The 20,443-nt window shown below is 45.4% G+C and carries 21 protein-coding genes; 5 read left to right on the top strand and 16 right to left on the bottom strand.

Annotated elements, in window-relative coordinates; all coding sequences use genetic code 11:
• Positions 1–389 precede the first annotated feature (389 nt).
• A protein-coding gene (locus ABXJ76_RS08790; RefSeq protein WP_432746128.1) for an IS3 family transposase occupies positions 390–1,971 on the top strand; the annotation gives its coding sequence in 2 pieces (ribosomal slippage) (positions 390–853 and positions 852–1,971; 1,584 coding nt in all).
• 3 nt (positions 1,972–1,974) lie between these two features.
• On the opposite strand, the gene ABXJ76_RS08785 is transcribed toward ABXJ76_RS08790, so the two are convergent.
• From ABXJ76_RS08785 to ABXJ76_RS08745, 9 genes are all read right to left on the bottom strand, one after another.
• Positions 1,975–3,336, bottom strand: a complete 1,362-nt coding sequence (locus ABXJ76_RS08785) for a hypothetical protein (protein ID WP_432746125.1) — start codon at positions 3,334–3,336, stop codon at positions 1,975–1,977.
• A 20-nt stretch (positions 3,337–3,356) separates the two neighbouring features.
• The gene (locus ABXJ76_RS08780) at positions 3,357–3,611 is read right to left on the bottom strand and encodes a hypothetical protein (RefSeq protein WP_432746124.1); all 255 of its coding nucleotides are present in this window, start codon (positions 3,609–3,611) and stop codon (positions 3,357–3,359) included.
• A 237-nt stretch (positions 3,612–3,848) separates the two neighbouring features.
• Entirely contained in the window at positions 3,849–4,778 is a 930-nt protein-coding gene (locus tag ABXJ76_RS08775; RefSeq protein ID WP_432746122.1) for a DUF4007 family protein, read from the bottom strand.
• A 222-nt stretch (positions 4,779–5,000) separates the two neighbouring features.
• Positions 5,001–6,266, bottom strand: a complete 1,266-nt coding sequence (gene hflX / locus ABXJ76_RS08770; protein WP_432746120.1) for a ribosome rescue GTPase HflX — start codon at positions 6,264–6,266, stop codon at positions 5,001–5,003.
• A gap of 108 nt (positions 6,267–6,374) precedes the next feature.
• Positions 6,375–6,614, bottom strand: coding sequence for an RNA chaperone Hfq (gene hfq / locus ABXJ76_RS08765; protein WP_432746118.1), 240 nt, complete (start codon positions 6,612–6,614; stop codon positions 6,375–6,377).
• 304 nt (positions 6,615–6,918) lie between these two features.
• Positions 6,919–8,436 carry a fumarate hydratase gene (locus tag ABXJ76_RS08760; RefSeq protein WP_432746116.1) on the bottom strand — a complete coding sequence of 506 codons (1,518 nt, stop codon included), beginning with the start codon at positions 8,434–8,436 and terminating at the stop codon, positions 6,919–6,921.
• 119 nt (positions 8,437–8,555) lie between these two features.
• Positions 8,556–9,401 (bottom strand): DHH family phosphoesterase, encoded by an 846-nt coding sequence (locus ABXJ76_RS08755; protein ID WP_432746115.1) that lies wholly within the window; start codon positions 9,399–9,401, stop codon positions 8,556–8,558.
• 306 nt (positions 9,402–9,707) lie between these two features.
• On the bottom strand, positions 9,708–10,187 hold the full coding sequence (locus ABXJ76_RS08750) for a septal ring lytic transglycosylase RlpA family protein (protein ID WP_432746113.1): 480 nt from the start codon (positions 10,185–10,187) through the stop codon (positions 9,708–9,710).
• A gap of 331 nt (positions 10,188–10,518) precedes the next feature.
• Positions 10,519–10,710, bottom strand: coding sequence for a cation-transporting P-type ATPase (locus tag ABXJ76_RS08745; RefSeq protein WP_432746111.1), 192 nt, complete (start codon positions 10,708–10,710; stop codon positions 10,519–10,521).
• A gap of 137 nt (positions 10,711–10,847) precedes the next feature.
• Between ABXJ76_RS08745 and ABXJ76_RS08740 the strand changes: the two genes are divergently transcribed.
• A complete protein-coding gene (locus ABXJ76_RS08740) occupies positions 10,848–10,994 on the top strand; it encodes a hypothetical protein (RefSeq protein ID WP_432746109.1) in 147 nt (48 codons plus the stop codon).
• A gap of 428 nt (positions 10,995–11,422) precedes the next feature.
• Positions 11,423–11,851: an IS200/IS605 family transposase gene (gene tnpA / locus ABXJ76_RS08735; RefSeq protein WP_432741254.1), complete on the top strand. Its 429-nt coding sequence runs from the start codon at positions 11,423–11,425 to the stop codon at positions 11,849–11,851.
• Positions 11,852–12,075: 224 nt separating this feature from the next.
• Here the strand turns inward: tnpA and ABXJ76_RS08730 are convergent, their stop codons facing one another.
• Positions 12,076–12,324 (bottom strand): PA3496 family putative envelope integrity protein, encoded by a 249-nt coding sequence (locus tag ABXJ76_RS08730; protein WP_432746107.1) that lies wholly within the window; start codon positions 12,322–12,324, stop codon positions 12,076–12,078.
• A gap of 615 nt (positions 12,325–12,939) precedes the next feature.
• Here ABXJ76_RS08730 and ABXJ76_RS08725 point away from each other — a divergent pair.
• Both ABXJ76_RS08725 and ABXJ76_RS08720 read left to right on the top strand, forming a co-directional pair.
• Positions 12,940–13,536, top strand: coding sequence for a hypothetical protein (locus ABXJ76_RS08725; RefSeq protein ID WP_432746105.1), 597 nt, complete (start codon positions 12,940–12,942; stop codon positions 13,534–13,536).
• Between the two features lie 128 nt (positions 13,537–13,664).
• Positions 13,665–14,048: a 4a-hydroxytetrahydrobiopterin dehydratase gene (locus ABXJ76_RS08720; protein WP_432746103.1), complete on the top strand. Its 384-nt coding sequence runs from the start codon at positions 13,665–13,667 to the stop codon at positions 14,046–14,048.
• A 167-nt stretch (positions 14,049–14,215) separates the two neighbouring features.
• On the opposite strand, the gene ABXJ76_RS08715 is transcribed toward ABXJ76_RS08720, so the two are convergent.
• From ABXJ76_RS08715 to ABXJ76_RS08690, 6 genes are all read right to left on the bottom strand, one after another.
• Entirely contained in the window at positions 14,216–15,058 is an 843-nt protein-coding gene (locus ABXJ76_RS08715; RefSeq protein ID WP_432746101.1) for an HlyC/CorC family transporter, read from the bottom strand.
• On the bottom strand, positions 15,055–15,516 hold the full coding sequence (gene ybeY / locus ABXJ76_RS08710) for an rRNA maturation RNase YbeY (RefSeq protein WP_432746099.1): 462 nt from the start codon (positions 15,514–15,516) through the stop codon (positions 15,055–15,057). Before ybeY ends, ABXJ76_RS08715 begins: the two co-directional genes overlap by 4 nt.
• On the bottom strand, positions 15,513–16,487 hold the full coding sequence (locus ABXJ76_RS08705) for a PhoH family protein (RefSeq protein ID WP_432746097.1): 975 nt from the start codon (positions 16,485–16,487) through the stop codon (positions 15,513–15,515). Before ABXJ76_RS08705 ends, ybeY begins: the two co-directional genes overlap by 4 nt.
• Positions 16,488–16,514: 27 nt before the next feature.
• Positions 16,515–17,861, bottom strand: coding sequence for a tRNA (N6-isopentenyl adenosine(37)-C2)-methylthiotransferase MiaB (gene miaB / locus ABXJ76_RS08700; RefSeq protein ID WP_432746095.1), 1,347 nt, complete (start codon positions 17,859–17,861; stop codon positions 16,515–16,517).
• A gap of 252 nt (positions 17,862–18,113) precedes the next feature.
• On the bottom strand, positions 18,114–19,880 hold the full coding sequence (locus ABXJ76_RS08695; RefSeq protein ID WP_432746093.1) for a methyl-accepting chemotaxis protein: 1,767 nt from the start codon (positions 19,878–19,880) through the stop codon (positions 18,114–18,116).
• On the bottom strand, positions 19,861–20,391 hold the full coding sequence (locus tag ABXJ76_RS08690) for a PAS domain-containing protein (protein WP_432746091.1): 531 nt from the start codon (positions 20,389–20,391) through the stop codon (positions 19,861–19,863). Before ABXJ76_RS08690 ends, ABXJ76_RS08695 begins: the two co-directional genes overlap by 20 nt.
• Positions 20,392–20,443: the final 52 nt, after the last annotated feature.

The following is a 20,443-nucleotide window of genomic DNA, read 5'->3' as shown; positions in this document are numbered from 1 at the left end:
TGAGCGAATTTAATTGATATTCTTAGTCGGTAACTCAGGTAAGGTTTGAGGGCATTAGCTATTTTTCTGACTTTAACTGGATGACTCGATTTATTGTTAATAACGAGTGAGCCCACTACATGTCCTATTAAATCCCCTTGCCCGTGTTTTAAATATACACACATGACTGAAATCGGTCTGTGCGACTGCGCACATAGCCAATAACTCACGAATTGTTTGTCATTAATAATTTACATGGCATGAAGGCCTTTGAATATTTACGACAGAACCATTTGAAATCGGGGTTAATTAACCCCTGCAACAGAAGTTGTGCGTACTGCCTCTACCCCCCCTGCGTCAGAATAGTTGTCGCCTCAAATTTTAAGAAAAAAGAAAATTTGAGATTAGAAATGAAAAAATATAAACGGTATTCAGCAGGCTTCAAAGAGCAGGCATTGGTAAAAGTTTACAGTCGTGGCAATGAACAATCGATTCAGTCCGTCGCAGACGAATTGAACATCAATTTAACTACCTTGAAGGCTTGGATGAAACAAAGCGAACAGGACGTCAATAAACCTGCACAACCGAAATCAAAACGCCCCGAGGATTGGAGCCCAGAAGAACGTCTTGCCGCTTTGCAGCAAAGCTATAGTTTACTTGGCGAGGACTTAAATATCGGATGCCGTGAACGAGGCGTTTTTGCCCATCAACTGGACCAGTGGAAAACTGATTTTTGTAGTCAGGGTGACTCGGAAGACCCGCGTGAAGAAGCACGAGTCTTACGTGCATTGAAAGTGGAAAATCAAAGCCTTGAGCGCGAACTATTGCGTAAAGACAAGGCACTGGCAGAAGCCGCAGCGCTCTTGGTTCTGCAAAAAAGTTCCGAGCGCTCTTGGGGGGAGAGGTCGAATGACTACCCACGAAGAGCGCAAGCAAGTGATTGTTTTACTGAATGAATCGATAACAGCGGGGGTACGCCAAGCTAAAGCCTGTGAAGTGCTAGGTTTGAGCGAGCGTACCTTACAACGCTGGCAGGTTAACGGGACTGTCTGCTGTGATCAACGTCCATTGCGTAACTATCAACCGCCACACCAGCTGACAGCAATCGAGCGCGCCGAAGTATTGGCTGTCGCCAATTCCGATGAATTCGGCCATCTGCCACCGAGTCAGATCGTGCCGCGGCTAGCCGATCAAGGTAGCTATCTGGCTTCTGAGTCGACCTTCTATCGCATACTGCGAGAGGAAAATCAGCTTGCCCACCGTCGAAGCGAACGCCCTGCTCAAACACGTACCAAACCGCGTGCAATCTGTGCCACAGCGCCTAACCAGCTCTACAGCTGGGACATTACCTACCTGCCATCGCTTATCCGCGGACAGTTCTTCTATCTTTATCTATTTGTTGATATTTTCAGTCGAAAGATTGTCGGTTGGCAGGTGTATGAAGAAGAAAGCAGCGCCTTGGCTGGCGAACTGTTACGCGATCTATGTCATCGTGAAGGCATACAGTCAAAACAGCTTATCCTGCATTCTGATAACGGCAGTCCCATGAAGGGATCGTCTATGCTGGCAACCTTGCAGCAGCTCGGTGTTATGCCTTCCTTTAGTCGGCCGTCGGTGAGTAACGACAATCCTTACTCAGAATCGTTGTTTAAGACCTTGAAATATCGCCCTAAATATCCGTTAAAGCCATTCGCCGATGTCACAGAAGCACGTCAATGGGTCATGGGGTTAGTGGAATGGTACAACAACGAACATCGCCACAGCGCTATCCAGTTTGTCACCCCAGCGCAACGTCATGAAGGCTTGGATGAAAAGCTTCTGGATAAGCGTAAAATCGTCTACGGGGCTGCTTGTGCTAAACATCCACGGCGCTGGAGCGGAAGCACACGGAATTGGCAAAGAATCCAAGCAGTTCATCTTAATCCTGATAAGGCCGAAACAAAAGAAGATGAGGCCAAGGAGGTGATTATTCAGACCAAAAAAGCAGCGTAAGTTTTAACCGTCGAGGCGACAACTACATTGACAATTTCCGCATAGTACATAGTACATAGTACATAGTACATAGTACATAGTACATAGTACATAGTACATAGTACATAGTACATAGTACATAGTACATAGTACATAAAGATTTAAGGGGTTGGAGTCGGCTTTTATCAGCTTGTCAAAAACGGCACTGTCGTCGGGGCTTTCTGCTAAGAAAAAAAGAATTCTTGGTTGATCACTGTGCTGATAAAACTCTTTTTTAGTGTCGGCATCGACATAAAAAGGGCTGAATACGCGCAAGGTGCCGTTTTGTATGGAATATTTTCGGGCCACGACCGGTGCTAATTTGTTACGACGGGTCAGTGTTTCCGCCAAATTAAAACGGTCTAACTGCTGCATGGTTTCTTGTAAGGCAATATCCAAATCAAAATCGCTGCCTTCCCAAATCCGGTATTCGGAACTGAATTTCCGGTAGTTGATGATGGATTTTTTTTGTAGATTCCCCAGTAGTTGATCAACATTAACCGATGCCGGGAAGCACAGTTTCAATAATTCGCTACTGGCTTTAAAGCCAGCCTGACCGCCGATGATGTTGAACAGGCCGATGGTTTTTAGCAGGTGTGTTTCCAGTTCTTCGGCATCGCCTAGCCGTTCGGTGGCGGTCATGACTTCGGCCCAGCGTCGGCGGGTGAAATGGTCAGTGGTGGCTAAAGGTTGGTTTTGGATGAAGTATTCAAAAATCTCCCACGGCAAAACCCAGTCGCCAATCTGTTTTAAGCGCTGAATGCTGTGTTTAAAACCAAAATATTCTTGACTGCCGAGGTAGCCGAATAAGGTTCTTTCGTTTTGCGCAACTTTTTGGCACAGCGTCGGCAAAATCAGCGCGGCTATCGGATGTAATGGGTAACACTGGCTTAGAATTTCTATGGCGGGTTCTGCACTCAGGCCGGGAAGCAAGGCATTTTTCTGATGTAAAACAGTCACAATGTCGGTTGTCTGGCAATTTACGTCGCGCTGCTGCTCGGCTGTCAGCCGGTTACGAAAGGTCTTTGCGATAAGGTGCAAGGTTTGTTCGGCGGATTCAAGGAACGGAATGCTCTCAAATCGCCCTTGTACTTTGCTCCATTCGTTTTTCAGGTAAGCGCCTAGACCTTTTGAATATTGTTCAAAAGCCTGATGCATCAGCACCACTAAAAGAATGTTGGCGTCGCTGTCTTGATAGGCGGCTTCGGCAAGCGCCTGCAATAAGAAAATATCGTTGGCGCCTTGATGACGGGCTTCGTATTCAAGAAACTTACCCAATTCATCAATAACGATGAGTATGCCTTTGCCTGATGTGTTGCTAACGGCCTGTTGGAGTTTTTTTAGCAACTCAATAATGTTGCTTGTCGTTAGTGGCTGCTGTCTTGCTTGATCAAGCTCTTGAACAATAGCGGGGGTCGTCCTTTGTCCCAATAGCGAACAGCGGCTTGATGCAGCGCGTCGATAAATCGCTTGCTTAATGATTCGGGGCTGCCAGTTAACAATACGATGCAATAGGCATTGCTGCCGTCGGTATGAGCGATGATTTTATCGGCTACCGGAGCGTTATAGCGTTTTAAAATATCTTCAGCAATACAATTGGTTTCAAGCTCCTGGTCTTCCAATAAGTGTGACAGAAAGACTGCAAATGAAGATTTACCCGAACCATAAGGACCTATCAGTGACCAAGCTCTTGGGGCGGATTTTTGCTTGAATGTTTCCGCAATTCTGTCCAGCGTTTGAATGGCACGGGAGGTTGGAATATACGCCTTGAGGATGTCGCAAGAATCCGCATCACGCTCAAGATTAATCGAGCGGGTGTAAATGCGTGTCCAGTTGAATGTTGTCCATGTCGTCAGCCTTCATGTAGCGGATTGATAATAGTCGCGCAGGAAGTCTGACGATGTCATGTTTTTACCTGTTCTTGATAGCTGATGAATACCGGCGGTTTCGTTGATTTGAAAATTTTCAGAGTAGGCTGTCACTAGATTTTCCAGTTTTGCCAATAACGCGCTTTCTGTCAGCCTGAACACGTTGCCAATAGCAATCCCATGGTTTTGTCCGTACATCAAATCGTTTATGGGCAGCATGTCAATACGGCGCTGGTTGAAAACCTCGTTAATGGCGTAGCTCATCACGCTGGTCGGCAGATTAGGCTGCGAGCCGGGAAGAGAACGGTAAAAGTGTGAATTTTCGGTGGCCGTGACTAATTTTAATGAGCTTAAAGGCGCATCTAAGCCTTCTTCAATTCCGGATTTTGCGTTTAATTTAGGCGGACTGTACATGCGCAAAATCATGGCAACTTCTTGTTTGACAGTTTTTTCGGAATGTTTGCCGGACACGTTATTTCTAACAAAACCCGCTAAGGCTTCGGCGGCTTCCTCGCTGGTAAATTCGGGCTTATGAAAACAGTTAAAAAACCAATACCAGGCGGTGGCTAACTCAGAATTGGTCACTAGCAGCCAGTGTATCAGCCAAATAGTCGCTTCATCTTCAAGATACGGATCCCAGCCGTCTTTCTCGGAAAAAATAGCCTTGCCCAGGGGGGGGCTTACAACCAAACCCTCACCGGAGTCTTTGAGTATTGCGGTGGCACGCAACCAATATTTGATCGCGTTGACCATGTTTTTGCCAACACCTAACTCTATAGTGGATTCATCCGATGAAAAAACAGTATGATTGTGATTAAACGCCTGAAAGCCTTTAGTTAACCAAGCATAGCGCAGGGAAAATGTTTCGTGACGACCGAATGAAGCTGTTTTAGCGTTAAAAAATTTGAGCGAACTTTCCATGTTACGAATTGTGATAATAAAGTTATGTTGATGTGCTGATATGCTGATTTACCGTTAGGATAGGGGAACCAAGCGTGACTCATCCTAACACGCAAACCAACACAGCTTCGCTTTATTTCAGTCGGCAGGCTTGCCCACTGCGTTTTCAACCCTCCCGGTCCACCATTATTGAGGATTGAGGTATAAGGCTAAAGCCGGAAGCTTTCGCCTTATACCTTTATTTTAAAGTATCTCTTCGACTTCAACCGATTTCAGCAAACCCGAATACTTGGTATCAATTTCAATGACTAACTCACAGCCGCCGAAATCATCGGTTTTTTCACTGATTATTTTGGCGCAGGCAAATAATTTTGCTCTTATTTCGCCTTGATCAGGCTGCAAATAACATTTTCTTTTGATTTTAGTATTTGAAAATATTTCGGCCAATGCCTGATAAAGCAGGTCTACACCGGCTCCAGTTTCGGCGGACAACCATACCCGCACCGGATTACCGACATCATCCCGTTCAATACGCGGCTGGATGTTATCCAATAAATCGATTTTATTGAAAACTTCAAGTTGCCTGACTTCATTGGCCTTGATGTCTTCAAGTACCTGATTGACCTGATAAATCGTTTCTGCCCGGTCATCGCTGCTGGCATCGATGACATGCAACAATAAATCCGCTTCGCTGGCTTCCTGCAGCGTGGATTTAAACGCCGCTACCAGCTCATGCGGCAAATGCCGTATAAAACCTACGGTGTCGGCCAATACAATCTCGCTATTATTGGGCAGTTGGCAGTTGCGCAAGGTCGGATCCAAGGTGGCAAACAATTGATCGGCCACGTAAATGTCGGCACCGGTCAGTTTATTAAACAAGGTTGATTTACCGGCATTGGTGTAACCCACTAGAGAAACTGACGGCACCTCGGCTTTTTTCCGTTTGCTGCGCCCCTGGTGCCTTTGCTTATCGACTTTATCCAGACGCTGTTGAATCTGCTTGATGCGCAAACCCAATAAGCGCCGATCGGTTTCCAGCTGAGTTTCACCCGGTCCGCGAAGGCCGATACCGCCTTTTTGACGCTCCAAATGCGTCCAACCGCGAACCAACCGGGTTGATAAATGCTGCAGTTGCGCTAATTCGACCTGTAATTTGCCTTCAAAGGTCTGCGCACGCTGGGCAAAAATATCCAAAATCAGCCCATTTCTGTCGACCACGCGAACGCCTAAATAACCTTCAAGATTTCTTTCCTGACTGGGTGAAAGCGGGTGATTAAACAAGACGATGTCGGCTTCATAGGCTTCGATAATCCCTTTAAGCTCTTCAACCTTGCCTTTGCCGACAAAATATTTTGGATCAGGTTTTTTGCGACTGCCTGTTAGCACATAGACAGGATCGGTTCCTGCGGATTTGGCCAATTCTTTTAATTCTAAAAGATCTTCATGCATGGAACGAAGTGTCAGATGAACAAGGACAGCTCGTTCACCTGATTCGGGACGATCAAACAATTAAATACCTCATAGGCGTAATGATAAAAAAATGTTTATTTTTCCTACAGAGACCACCGCTGTCTTGCAGATTTTCCTGCAGCGAAGGACATTCACTTAAAGGCTTAATCATTGTTCATGGGGTCCATTTTCATGCGGCATTTTTACCGCTTTACTCGGGACAATGGTAGATATGGCATGCTTATAAACCATCTGACTCGAGGTATTTTTCAGCATAACCACGTACTGATCAAATGAGTCCACCTTGCCTTGTAACTTTATGCCGTTAACAAGGAAGATGGACACAGGTGTATGCTCTTTTCGAAGTGCATTTAAAAAATTATCCTGTAAATTTTGACCTTTTGACATCCGATTTCTCCTTATTATTTTAATAACTATTGATTAAGATAACTGCAATTACCCATCAACACAATTCAATACTCTACTTTCAGCCTGTTTTTCATCTAAAACTGTATATCTTCTGAATTCCCTTGATGTATCCTGGCAACCGAAAAATATAATGGGGGTACATTTTTATAAATTCAAGCTCGATTATCCTGTTTATCACGACCCGTCAACGCAATTTCTGCAGCCATTTCTTGCTCTGTGTTTTGATGTCATTTTCCCCGCTCCTGCGTGGGAACAAAATCACGGGCGACCTGCCGGATCGCCCCTACTGGGTCAAAACGGGAATCTTGCCTATCCGATTTTGCCAGATCTTTGGCGCGGTTTGATGCACCGAGATACCCGCTGTATCAACAGCAACCATGACCGGCATGTCTTCAACAACAAACTCGTGTATGGCTTCCATGCCGAGATCTTCAAAAGCGACAATACGTGATTGACGGATGGCCTTCGATACCAGATAAGCCGCGCCGCCAACTGCCATTAAATAAACAGCTTTATGCTTTTTAATCGCCGCAATTCCCGCAGGCCCACGCTCGGCTTTACCAATCATGCCGAGCAAACCGGTTTTATCCAGCATCGCTTCGGTAAATTTATCCATACGTGTTGCGGTCGTAGGTCCTGCGGGACCGACCACCTCATCGCGAACCGGATCGACCGGCCCCACGTAGTAAATAAATTTGTTGGTAAAGTCGACAGGCAATGCTTCGCCGCGTTCAAAAAACTCAGCCATGCGTTTGTGTGCCGCATCTCTTCCGGTCAGCATAGTGCCGCTGAGCAACAACGTTTCTCCAGGCTTCCAGCTTTCTAAGTCCTGCTGGGTCACGGCATCCAGATTAACTCTGCGGGCAGTAGCGCCTGCATCCCAGGTAATTTGCGGCCAATCTTCCAGGCGAGGCGGTTTAAATTCGGCCGCGCCACTGCCATCAAGCACAAAATGCACATGACGGGTGGCGGCGCAGTTAGGAATGATAGCAACCGGTTTATTGGCTGCATGCGTCGGATAATCGTTGATTTTAATATCCAACACCGTAGTAAGACCGCCCAGACCTTGCGCGCCGATACCCAGCGCGTTGACTTTGTCATACAGCTCTAGGCGCAATGCTTCCAACGCATTATTAGGGCCGCGTGCGATCAATTCCTGAATATCTATCGAGCCCATGCACGCCTGCTTAGCCATAAGCATGGCTTTCTCAGCGGTACCGCCTATGCCTATGCCCAGAATGCCGGGCGGACACCAGCCCGCGCCCATGGTAGGAACGGTTTTTAGCACCCAGTCAACGATACTGTCCGAAGGGTTGAGCATCGCAAATTTTGCCTTGGCTTCGGAACCTCCGCCTTTAGCGGCTATGTCAATATCGAGCGTATCGCCGGGCACGACTTCCATGTGCATCACTGCCGGCGTGTTATCTTTAGTGTTGAGCCGCTTGCCTGCAGGGTCAGCCAGTATCGAAGCGCGCAACACATTATCAGGATGCAAATAAGCGCGTCTAACACCTTCATTAATCATATCGGCGACGCTCAGATCTGCATCCCACCGGACATCCATACCGATTTTTAAAAACACTGTAACGATGCCGGTATCCTGACAAATCGGGCGATGGCCTTCGGCGCACATCCGGGAATTGATTAAGATTTGCGCAATTGCGTCCTTGGCAGCCGGATTCTCTTCCTTTTTATAGGCCTCATGCATAGCCTTGATAAAATCCAGCGGATGATAATAGGAAATATATTGCAAAGCATCGGCAATGCTTTGAATAAGGTCGTCTTGACGAATGATGCTCATCAGGGTTCCTGCTATAGGGTTGCTATGAATTCAGTGGGCATATTATATTCCGAATAGCGTTAGCTAAGGATTAAGATCCGTTTAAACCGGTAAAATCCGTATGCTCAAAAAGCCAGCATCTACTGAATAGTTAAAAATGGATTGTTATCCATCACAAAACCCGCAGCATTTTTGTGCCCTCCCCCGCCAAAACTCAATGCCAAATGCCCCACATCGTAATCACCGATTGAGCGTAGCGAGAAATGCCATTGCTGTTTTCTGCCGTTGTATTGATAAGTCATGCCAAACGTACCTGATTTTTCGGCTAACACATGCCCAAGATCGCTGGAGAATAATGACGGCGCATTAACCGCAAGTCCGACCCGCCCCGCCACCGTAACACTGTGTGCAGATTTTGCGAGCCTATTCACCATTCCTGTAAATTGCGCCAACTGGATGCGACCTACCGCCAACAGCTCCGCGAGATCAATCGCGCCTATTTCAGCAAAGTTGATAGGCATACGCTCAAACAGCGCCGTGGTTATTTCTCGGGTTCCGTCCAGCTTGAAATGCCAAATATCCCGGTCTTCGATATGCAACAGGATCTGAGGCGGTTCCCGATCGGGGAAAAAATACTGCCAAGTTAATACGCAACCACTCCTCGACATATCGAAATTGATCGACAGATTTTCAGGAAGCGGTTGTGACTTAAAAAAGTCATCGCATTGTTCCATCGCGGTTATATGATGATCAATCAGAATGATCCGCCCTGCTTTTGCGGCGGCATCAACCAATAGCTGAGGCGGATAAGAAAAATCCAGTATATAAAGTATTGCTCCCGGCTCAAAATCGGGAACAGTATCACCATGGGAAGCAGCAACGTAACGGGCTTGAGAGCCCATCTTACAAAATGCGCTCCATGCAGCGCCTAAACCATCTAGGCAATCGGCGTGATAAATCACTAAGGTTTCATTGGTTTCTGACATGCTTTTGTTAAAAATCCCTTGTTTCTGAATAGGTCGATTATTTGACTACATTTTACACGACCCTAATCCTAAACGTACGCCCTGATTCTTCCGGCCTTAACCCAAAAGATCATATAGATAGCGAAACGAATTTATAATTTAGCGAGTTTACGTTGATATACGCATCAAGAAATTTTCTTTGAACAACCCTGCGGGCTAACCTTCGGATGTTATTTAACGCTGATCGGATGACATTTTGTCGCCCTGTTTTGATGTTTAAGCGGGTTCGATGCGAGACACTGAGCGATGTGATTTACGGTCTTTCAATTAACCGTGTTTGCTTGCTTTACTGCCGTTATTTAGTGGTAATAATGCTTCATTACGGCTCAGCGGTGTAATTTCTACAGACCCTAACCCTGAAATACCGAGTTTTTTTGCGGCGGCATAGGATAAATCCATGGCTCTTTTTCCGTGAAAAGAACCTCGATCATTGATGCGAACAACGACGCTACGATGATTTTTCAAGTTGGTAACTTTGGCGTAAGACAAAAGAGGCAGCGTTTGGTGTGCAGCGGTCATCGCATACATGTTATAAGCTTGGCCGCTGGCAGTTTTTTTGCCGTGAAACTTAGGGCCATACCAGGAAACCGTGCTCCGATGATTGTTGGCATGATGCTTGGCTTTATGGGCTGTTGTTACAGCGTGGTTGGAAGCTTTATTATTAACCGAGCGATGTCCGGATGCTTCGGCTATTTGAAAATAACTGCATATTAAAAAAACAGGAACTGCTAGCATGATTTTATTCATAGGGTAGAGCCTTTTTTATTCAAATCTGGCCCAATCTTAACTTAAAAAGTCTTAAGGCTAGCTTAAACGCGCAAAATCAATGCCTTATTAAAACCACATAGCCAACGTTTACCTGTTCAGTCTGTTAACCACAAACTTGTGCAATTCCTCCAAGAGCAACATCCTCAAAGCGAAAGGCAGTATAGTCAATATCCAGGATCGGAGCGATTTCCAAAGCGATACCTCGGAATATGATGCGGTTGACGAACAAGCCAGCACCGAACACGCTACGCGCCGGTGTTTTACAAAGAAATACAATAACGATTTGCGAAAAATACCAAATCGCCGCAAGCTATAGTACCAGCGCGAAAAAATGAATGAATTCCTTAATAAAACGAAATATCAATGACTCGTCTCGCACCTCCTCAATCCGATTCAGTCGACACTCGTCCATACGATATTCAACCTCAACCTGAGACAGTTCCTCATAGCTGCCGTTAAGACTTAACAACGTCTGATTGGCAGTGAATTGATGTATTTTCATGCCGACGCCTGATTCCAGAAACTGAAAAACAGCCGCTTACCTAGTTTATCCAGAAAATACCACGGGCTTCATGATTCTTTCATCAGTTGCGTCTATATTGTATTATTCTAACTTTTATAAGACTTCAGGAGTCGATCATGAACAACTATGAACAGGGAAAAAAAGCCAGGCGCATAGCTTCGGTAGCTTTTCTTTTGATAATGACAGTCATTTTGGGCGGAACTTACCTATCGGAACAACAAAAAGCAGCGATTAATAAGGTATCGAAAAATTTACCCAATTAGACATTATTTTTAAACCTACAAGGCAAAACTGACGTCATTTTTTCGACAGATCCACCGTTTGAATATTGATTACGCATTCCTTGGTTGCTTTCAACATATCGAAGGTGAAGTTCCCGCTGCCAATGACGCAACCTACAAGCGGCGGCTTAAACTCCAGCATAGCGTGCTATGATGCTCACTCGGTCCTCTCTCTGGCGGTGGAGACTAATACAACAGACCCCGACTCTAGCAGACCATAGACCATCGACAGAAGAAAAGATACTTTCGACATATCGGCACCTCGTGTTTCTTGGTAAATACGTTATACGTTATAAAACGGCATTTTATTAGTCCGTAGTAAGGTTAAAACCACCGCCTTTTAGGTGGTCAGATTTATCTATGATTTTTTGACGTATGATATTGCTCTGAACTGAAAAGTAGGGGGCCTTATGGATTACCGTTATGGAAGTCATACTGTTTTTAAAATTCAATATCATTTTGTATTTGTCACAAAGTATCGTTATAAGGTGTTGAAAGGTGACGTTGGTTTGAAAGTTCGTGAACTGATTAGGCAAACCTGTGAAGCCTTTGAAATAGAAATTCTGAAAGGCGTTATCAGTCAGGATCCTGTCCATATTTTGGTTTCTGCGCCACCCAATTTGGCACCGAGCGAAATTATGAGGCGAATCAAAGGCAGGTGTTCGATGAAGCTGTTCGAGAGTTTTCCTGATTTGAAAAAACGCTATTGGGGTCGTCACTTCTGGGCACGGGGTTACTTTTGCGTGACTTCTGGTGAGTTGACAGATGAAATGATAAAAAATTATCTGGAACATCATTTTGAACCCAAAGGAGATGATAATTTTAGGACAGAGTCATGAACGGGTCTTATGACCCGTATCCGGACTTTAGTCCATTATACGAACCCACCAGCTTTAGCTGGTGGTTGTTCAGTTTTATGAAAACCTGATTATAAAAGCTAAGGATGGACTACCAAAAAACGTGCAAACCGGATGTTAAGCATGATTTACCTGCCGCTCCCAGCATAAAAAATATCATCCTGCGATAAATAAACGCAACCTTGCCCTCTTTAACTATGGCTAAACTAGAAATCAAGATCAAGGTCATCACCATATAAATCACCAAGCTGTTCTTGCAGGCGTTTTTTTTCCCAATACAGTTCAATTTTTCTTCGTGCCGCCATTTTCTTTGCAGCTTTCTCACTTTCGTTAGGCAGAGCTATATATTCATTGCTCAAACCCAAATCGAAGATTTCAATATCAAGATCATCTTTGTTTTTGTCGACACCAATTTCAGACGTGGATTTATCTGATACAGATTTAGATACTTTCATAGTTATAATTAATCTAACATTAAAAACTCACTTTTTAATTACTTATGGCAAACTTGTAAAGAAAAATTTTAATACAACTAATATATTTTTTTTGATGAACAATTATTTAGATATTCCTTGTTAACAATTTTCTTGTGTGCAAAAACCATAAGCGTTCAATACCTTTATTTTTTCGTATCTTAGCCCGTATCCTAACTCATCAGTCATATTTTTTAGCCCATAACTTTTTTAAAGATTACACTATTTATCCACACCTCGCCGTTCAGGGCGGGGATGTAAGCGGCCCAATTTGCGAGTGATTCACTGCTTCCTATATTCGTTTAAATTTGTTTAGCAAAATAAGTGCCTTATTGGTAAGATTTCTCTAGGGGTAAAGACCTTACATCACGATCAGCGATAACCAAGCGACCCGAGTAAAGTCTTGAATGCCAGAGTAAATGAGTAAAAACCGTCGGACTGACGGGGTTAGTCTGTGAAGTGAACGGTGCAGTAATGCCGTCAGCAGCAGAAAGCAGTGAGCAGTAGCAATACATACTCACTCCTGAGCAATCAAAAATCCCCTTGCTTTAGCTGGGGGAGGATATCAAAAGCTCACTTAACAACACACCGTGATTTATGAAAGCAAGCATTCAAATTTTAATCAGTATGGCGTTTGTGGCCCTGGCAGCATGTGCGACTCAAGAGCTAAAACAGGACAAACCAGCCACACCTACAAAGGATAAATTATCCGTAATAACGGATGAATCACTGCAGAGTTCAGGTCAAAATCCGCCAATGACCTTGATTAAAGATAATCAAACATTAAATCTGGTCAGAATTATGGATGGCGGAGCCTGTAAAAATGAGTTTCAAGGCGCTAAAGGTGCGTTTCTTGTCTATGCCGACCAAGCCGATATAGATCGCATTAAAAGTGAAAAGGGGCCGCAAATTTTCGCTGATTTCGAAAATAAAATTCAAACCCTTTCGACCGAGGCCTTTCAAGAAGCCATTGATGCAACCAATCTTGCTGAAGATCCATTTGCCTTGGGCGCAGACGAAGCACAAGAGAAGCTCGCAAAACAATTGTTTAACAATTTCCGTAATAGCGTCGCTGATGCCGTTAAAGTATTTCAACAAGAAACAACTTTAACAATTGATGTTGTTCCATTTTCCCCGTCATTTATGTTTTATCAACAAGGCTGCGAAGCCACGCATCTAGAGCAAGAGAACTAGGATAGCAAGGTATGTTTAAAGTAATTTCCAATAAAAAAGAACCGTGGGTCAGATGCTTGATCGGATGTTCTTTCTCTGTTAACCTTTGCACCTTAACCATTTCATAACCAAACAAGAGATGAGCCATTATGGGTTGGAGAGAACGCACACATGAAGATACTTATTCTGATGCAGATGTCGAACAGCGATTAAAGGAGGAATTGCCGCACTGGTATCTGGAAAACGGCTGGATTCGGCGCAAATACAAAACCAGCGGCTGGAAAGCGACCTTGATGGTTGTTAATACGGTTGGGCACTTGGCTGAGGTAGCATTTCATCATCCGGACCTTACTGTTTCTTATGCCTTTGTGATCGTCAAGCTAATGAATCATGCGGCTAAAGGCATTACCAACAAGGATTTCGAATTGGCCGGTAAAATCGAAGCGGTGGTTATGTGGCAGCCTGCAAAAGAAGGCGGCGCATTAGAAGGCACACCCGATGACCCGCGATTTAAATACATCAAATACGATTAGACTAAAAGAACACTGACAGGCATTTTGTCGACGAAATACACGAAAAAAACTTTTAAAAATCCGTCAAAAAACAAAGGGCGAAGAGCGAAGGGCGAAAAAACCACATGCCAACATCCAATCGATCTCCAGTCCTTCGCCCCTAGACTTATATCTTTTCGTGGACAATTCTACTCAATTATTCTCAGTTTTAGCAGGTGTAGGCGCCGACTATCCGCTCTAATCACTTCGAATTTCATTGAATCCACAACAAGGCTCTCGCCTTTTTTGGGCATATGTTCCAGCTGACTGACGATAAAACCGCCGATGGTATCGTATTCATCGGTTGCCAGATGCGTGGAAAAATATTCGTCAAACTCATCCATAGGCGTCAGCGCTTTAATCATATATTCATTATCGTTGCGCTGAAAAATATAGCCTTCGTCTTCATGATCGTCATGTTCGTCTTCAATCTCGCCAACGATTTGCTCTAACACATCTTCAATGGTGACCAGGCCTGCCGACTGGCCGTACTCATCAACAACAATGGCCATGTGATTACCATTGGTACGCAATTCTTTAAGCAACACATTTAAGCGCTTACTTTCCGGCACAACACATAACGGGCGCATTATTTCATGCGCTTTCAGGGTTTGGTTTTCGCTAATGCGAGCCAGTATATCTTTGGCCAACAATACGCCGACCACTTTACTCCTATCCCCGTCAATAACCGGATAGCGAGAATGCCCAAATTCCTTAACCAGCGGCAATATGGTTTCCAGATCAGCCTCTTTGGGTACGACAACCATTTGAACACGGGGAATCATGATATCCCTGACCCGCATTTGAGAAACCTGCAAAACGCCTTCAATCATGGATAAGGCATCCGAACCCAACAAGTGTTTTTCCCGTGCTTCTCTTAAAATTTCAAGTAGATCCTCAAGGTCTTGCGGCTCCCCACTCAGTAGTTGGCTGATTTTATCAACCCAGCTTTTCTGTGGGGAGTTTCTACTTGGGGGTTGTTCATCACTCATACATCGTTTACCTCTTTATAAGGGTTACTGATTTGTAACCTGTTTAAAATTGCTATTTCCTTGCTTTCCATCTGCTCGGCTTCCTTATCGTCGATGTGATCATAGCCTAACAAATGTAACACGCCATGCACAACAATATGCGCCCAGTGATCGGCCAAGCGCTTGTTTTGCTGCAGAGCTTCCTTTTCCAGCACCGGGGCGCAGATGACCAAATCGCCCAGTAAATTCAACTCAATACCTTCCGGCAGGTCGACCGGAAAACTGAGGATATTGGTCGGGCCTTGTTTATGGCGATACTGTTCATTGAGCTCAGCGCTTTCCTGCTCATCGACAATACGCACGACAATTTCAGTGTCCTGAGCGTAATCTTCCAGCGCCGTATCAATCCAAAGCTGGATGTGTTGCTGATCTGGTTGGCCTTTCGATTCAAAAATAGCCTGAATTTCTAACTCATTCACAACGCGGCCTTGTTGGTCTTTTCGTAGGCTTCATAGGCACAAACAATACGTTGCACCAACGGGTGCCTGACCACATCACGTGCATCGAAAAAGGTGAAGCTGATACCTTCAACGTTTTTCAGCACCTCAAGCACATGGCGTAAACCCGACATCTTTTCCGAAGGCAAATCGATCTGGGTAACATCACCGGTCACCACCGCTGTGGAGCCAAATCCTACGCGGGTCAGAAACATTTTGATCTGCTCAACGGTGGTATTTTGCGCCTCGTCCAGAATAATAAAACTATCATTAAGCGTTCTGCCGCGCATAAAAGCCAGCGGCGCAACTTCTATGATGCCCTTATCAATCATTTTCTCAACCCGATCAAAACCAAGCATATCGTATAGTGCATCATACAAAGGCCGTAAATAAGGATCGACTTTTTGCGCCATATCACCCGGTAAAAAGCCCAATTTTTCACCGGCTTCTACCGCAGGACGCACCAGAATAATTTTTCTGACTTTTTCGCTTTGCAAGGCTTCAATGGCGCAGGCAACCGCCAGATAGGTTTTTCCGGTTCCGGCAGGTCCCACGCCAAAATTTATATCATGCGTCATGATTTTTCGCAGATATTCTTGCTGGTTAGCCCCACGCCCCCTGATCATCCCGCATTTGGTCTTAATGCTAACGTTTTGCCCGGACGATGCTTTCGGATCACCCAACAATTCATCAATCGATGAATCCTGCATGGCTAAATGCACAAGTTCGGCAGTTAATTGTTCTTTCTGGGTGCTGGCAAATAATTTCTGCATAACGGCGCAAGCCGCCTTGACTGAACTATCTAATCCCGTCACCTTAAACTGATTGCCTCGATTGGCTATCTCGACCTGAAGACGCGATTCAATCTGCCGCAAATGCGCATCGAATTGACCGCAAAAATTAGATAACCGGCCAATATCGGCAGGTGCCAAAGAAATTTCCTGTGAAATCATAAATCAGTTGTTACCAAACGTGTTTTATCAAGAAGAAGCATCGACAGATAAGTCGACCATCCGACCGCGTAAAGAATTGGGTAAAGCCTCGGCAATCAGCACATCGACAAACTGTCCGGCCAAACGCGGGTGCCCGATAAAGTTAACGACTCTGTTATTCTCGGTTCTGCCCTGCATTTGCAGCGGATTCTTTTTAGACTGGCCTTCAACCAAAACCGTTTGTACGGTGCCGATCATGCTCTGCGAAATGGCCGCCGTCATCTCGTTAATACGATTCTGGAATCGTTCCAAGCGCTGTTTTTTGACTTCCGCAGACACATCATCCGGCAACTCGGCCGCAGGCGTTCCGGGACGTGAACTATAAATAAAACTAAAGGACAAATCGAAACCGATTTCTTCGATGAACGACATGGTTTCTTCAAACTCGGCATCAGTTTCACCGGGAAAACCAATAATAAAATCCGATGATAAATAAATATTGGGGCGTACTGCACGTAACTTGCGAATAATTTCAATGTAGTCAGCACGGGCATGGCCCCGCTTCATCATTTTTAAGATATGATCGCTGCCGCTTTGTACCGGTAAATGCAGATGGTCAACCAGTTGCGGGATTTCGGCAAAGGCCTCAATCAACGCATCAGTAAATTCCATCGGATGCGAGGTGGTAAAACGAATCCGGTCTATACCCTTTACCGCCGCCACATAATGCAGCAATAAGGCAAAATCAGCGATATCGCCATCGTCCATCACACCACGATAGGCATTAACATTTTGGCCTAACAGATTGATTTCGCGCACACCTTGTTTGGCTAATGAGGTAATTTCGGCAATCACATCATCCAAGGGACGGCTAATTTCTTCACCCCGGGTATAAGGCACCACGCAGAACGTGCAATATTTACTGCATCCTTCCATGACCGAAACAAAGGCTTTTGGACCTTCGGCTCTGGGTTCAGGCAGCGAATCAAATTTTTCTATTTCAGGAAATGATATATCAACTACGGGTTTTTTCTGACTACGTGCTTGATCAAGAAGCTGGGGCAAACGATGCAGAGTTTGCGGCCCGAACACGATATCCACAAACGGCGCCCGCTTCTGGATGGCAGCACCTTCCTGGCTGGCGACACAGCCGCCAACACCGATAATGACGTCGGGACGCTTGTCTTTAATCCTGCGCCATTTACCTAAAGCCGAAAATACTTTTTCCTGCGCTTTTTCGCGTATTGAGCAAGTATTCAACAGCAAGACATCGGCTAGTTTTGGATCGTCAATCAATTCAAATCCATGTGAAGCGTTGAGCACATCCCGCATCTTATCGGAATCATACTCGTTCATCTGGCAACCGTTGGTTTGAATATAAAGTTTTTGTGTCATATTTTTAATAGTAAGTAGGTTGGGTTAGGCGTGTCTTTTTGCGCCGTAACCCAACGGATGTGGCGTTGATTTGCGGATTTACGCTATGCCAACCTACACACGTGTAATAATGAAAAAAGCCTGAGGCAATCGACCAAGGCTTAGTAAGCGACGAGCATTATAACCTGAAGGCTATTTAAAATCAGTAAGTGCTTGGACGACGAGTGTATTGATGAAATATCTGTCCATACAACAATACGCCAGCCTATCTCCTTAAAACTCCTCCCAATCACCGTCAGAAACCGGCTGTAACTGCGGTTTCGCCCTGATCGGCACTGAACTTTTATTGACCGTCGGCGTTACATGGGGAGAGCTATGGAAACCACCCGGACCATTATCAACAGTAAAACGCCCTACGGTAACCGACAAGTTTTGCGCCTGCTCTTCCAGCGATTCTGCAGCAGCAGCTGCCTGCTCCACTAACGCAGCATTTTGTTGGGTGACTTCATCCATTTGTCCAATAGCCTGATTGACCTGCTCGATACCGGAAGTTTGTTCAACGGAAGCAGTTCTGATCTCGGACATAATGACAGTGACGCCACGAATAGCGCTAACAATTTCTTCCATGGTTTTTCCAGCCTGGGTAACCAGTTTAGTGCCGTCTTCAACCTTTTCTACCGCATCGCCAATCAGGTTTTTTATTTCTCCTGCGGCAGCAGCAGCGCGTTGAGCAAGATTGCGCACTTCTCCAGCCACCACGGCAAAACCCCGACCCTGTTCGCCTGCACGCGCCGCTTCTACTGCGGCGTTGAGGGCAAGAATATTGGTCTGAAAAGCAATACTGTCAATCACCGAGATAATATCCACAATCTTGCGCGAGGATTCATTGATGCCTTCCATCGTCATTACAACTTGATCGACCACTACGACCCCCTTGCCTGCAATATCCGTAGCCCCCACAGCAAGCTGATTGGCCTGTTCGGCGCTTTTGGCGTTCATCTGCACGGTGGAAGTAAGCTCTTCCATGCTGGCCGCAGTCTGTTCCAAACTGGCGGCCTGTTCTTCGGTGCGATGCGACAAATCATTATTACCCGCAGCAATTTCTTTGGCTGCGGTATTGATATTGTTAGTGGAATCCTTGATCTCCCCTACCAGACTCCTAAGATTTTCCACGGTGCCATTCATGCCGAAAATCACTGCGCCAAAGGTGCCGGGATAATCCTTATTGATAGTTTGAGTCAGATCGCCATCGGACAAGGCACTCGCAATAAGTGCTATGTCATTCAGGCTTCCTAGAGCATCGAGCGAGAGATTAATATCGTCTTTCAATTTACCGAGGTCGCCGCGACCTTCGGCTTGAACACGCTGACTGATATCGCCACAAGCCACACCACCCATGACCTTGCCCACATCGCCCAGCATAGCTTGCATAGCCTGCATGGCTTGCATAGCGCGGTCTACAGCAAGCCTGTATTCGCCTTCGACATTAACATCAACTTTTTTATTAAAGTCGCCCTCAGCTATCGCGTTCATCAATTCAGCAATAGCCGTTGTGGTGATAGATAAGGTTTTTGCAACACTATTCAGTTGCTTCAACGCCGATGAAAATCCGCCATGTAATCCTTCCGGATAACTGCGTCGGGTAAAATCGCCATAGGTGACATACGCCAGAGAATAATACATATCTACCTGTGAAGCTTCCACCTGATCCATCAAATTATTCAGCGACCAGGCAAGCTGTTGAAGCGGCCGCTCTTTTCCGCCGATATAGGTAAGTCTTACGTCTACGGATCCTTGCGCCCATTCGTCACTTGCGCTAAGCAATTTAGCCAGCAATTGCTGATCGCCTGATCTTGATTTTCTCCACCACACGATAGATAAGGCTGAACCGACGGTCAACAAAGACGGTATGATCGTCCCGCCACCCCCTTCGGCTCCGTTCAGGGCCGACATCCAAACGGAAACCAGCAAGCCGAGCCAGCAAAAAGCAACAACCGCTAATGCTAGTTTTTCATTATTTTTAAAGCGACTGTAATACATTGATCAATTCCTCGTAAGTAAGGCCCTTGTCTTTTAATACGCTACTCAATACCGCGCCTGAAGCCGCAATCGCATCCTTCGGCCCCGCATTCCGTTCGGCATTCAGCATCGCACGATACACATCGGTCACAATCGGAATAGCCTTGGGATTAGGCATCCTGCGCACCGAGCTGTAACCAATTTTTTGCTTAGTTTTATCTTTCATCGGTGCGACATGAGTAAACACCCAATAAAACCCGCCATCTTTTGACATATTTTTGACGTAGGCAAAGATCTCCTTGTCTTCTGCTATGTAGTCCCACAACAACTTAAACACTGCCCTCGGCATATCAGGGTGACGAATGATATTGTGCTGACTGCCCAGAAGTTCCTCCTCGTCATATCCAGAAAACTCGATAAAAATCTCGTTCCCATAGGTGATGCGTCCCGTTAGGTCAGTCTTGGAAACGATGAAATCATTTTCCCGCATCACCCGTTCCTGACTTGTCGGGACTATATCTTTTCTCTTCATTTTTGTTCCTTGTTAATTGCTGCTGCATTCACCACCCCCCTATTTCCTCATT

Origin of the sequence: Methylobacter arcticus (assembly GCF_050917435.1) — a bacterium.
Classification (GTDB): domain Bacteria; phylum Pseudomonadota; class Gammaproteobacteria; order Methylococcales; family Methylomonadaceae; genus Methylobacter_A; species Methylobacter_A titanis.
Note: the sequence above shows the minus strand (reverse complement) of the source record. Positions and strands in the feature narration are given on the sequence as shown.